Source organism: Olleya namhaensis, assembly GCF_900114005.1.
GTDB lineage: Bacteria > Bacteroidota > Bacteroidia > Flavobacteriales > Flavobacteriaceae > Olleya > Olleya namhaensis.
On sequence record NZ_FORM01000032.1, the window covers coordinates 1 to 1,189 of the forward strand.

General features: G+C 30.6%; 1 protein-coding gene. It reads left to right on the plus strand.

Annotated features, from left to right (window positions below; translation table 11 throughout):
* The first annotated feature begins 27 nt into the window (after positions 1 to 27).
* Positions 28 to 774, plus strand: a complete 747-nt coding sequence (locus BMZ09_RS15985) for a hypothetical protein (protein WP_245741163.1) — start codon at positions 28 to 30, stop codon at positions 772 to 774.
* The last annotated feature ends 415 nt before the right edge of the window (positions 775 to 1,189 follow it).

The window sequence follows — 1,189 nt, forward strand, 5'->3', positions numbered from 1 at the left end:
CGTTGTGCTTAATGCCGAAAAAACCGAATGCCAAAAATCGAAAACATAAAACAGTTTGCACTTTTAGAGGAATTTGAAACCTCTGACAAGTTGATTAAATTAGGTTTTGGCGAACTTCAAAACATCAACCTCAATAACGACTTTTACTTCCTTCCTTTTCAGCTTTTATCACAAGGATTTGAAAGATTTATGAAAGCCTACATTTGTATAGGACATTATCATAAACATCAAGAGCTACCAAATTTTAGATATCTTAAAAACTTAGGACACGATTTAGAAAAGTTACTAAAGGAAATAATAGACAATTATTACTTCGACTTCGATAGACCACAATTTGATTTAGACAATGAATTTATCCTTACGAATTCAGATTTAAAAGAACTTCTTTTTATTCTTTCTGAGTTCGGGAAATTAGCAAGATATCATAATTTCGACTTGATTACTGATAATACACGAATTGGAATTAATGCAAGAAAATTATGGGAAGATTTTGAAAATAAACTTCTTGACAAAAAAGATTACGAAAAACTAATGAACTTCGACTTAAATCACGAAGTTTATCAAAAAATAACGAATCATATTATTATCATATTTGAGAAGTTTGTTTCTGCATTATCAAGACAATTTATTTTTAAATGTTTAGGACAAAAAGGTTTGCAATTATCTGCAACAACAGTTTTTGACTTTGGTATGTTATACGATAAAGATTTCGGAAAGAAAGATTATAGAAGTCAAACTACAAGATATAAGCAAACACCTAAAAAAGAACTGTAATTGACGAATTACAAAGAAATATAAATCCAAATTATAAGTCGAGAAAAATAAACAAAACTGAATATGATGGAGATTGGCCTTTTTACGCTGACGAAGTAATTATTGAATGTAGAGAAAACCATTGGTGCATTGTAACGATTGATGGTTTGGACTTTGCTTTGAATGGTTCTGCAAGCGGACGATATAAATTGGAATTTCCTCACGATGCAGGAAGAGCAATTTTAGGAAAAAGCGTATCTGAATTTATAAAAATGGCTTTCGATTTGAACAAGGAATAAAGCACTAAGCACAACAACGTATAAAATTAATTGCTTGGTTATTGCCTACTTACGAAAGTCCTCGCGGACTTTCTATCTGTGATTTATTTGTTAACTTTAGTGCTTAAACCACGCAACTAATCTTATACAAGACCGTT

Excerpts from the sequence above, each read along its gene's own strand:
- BMZ09_RS15985 (WP_245741163.1), top strand. The coding sequence starts at position 28 with ATGCCAAAAATCGAAAACATAAAACAGTTTGCACTTTTAGAGGAATTT.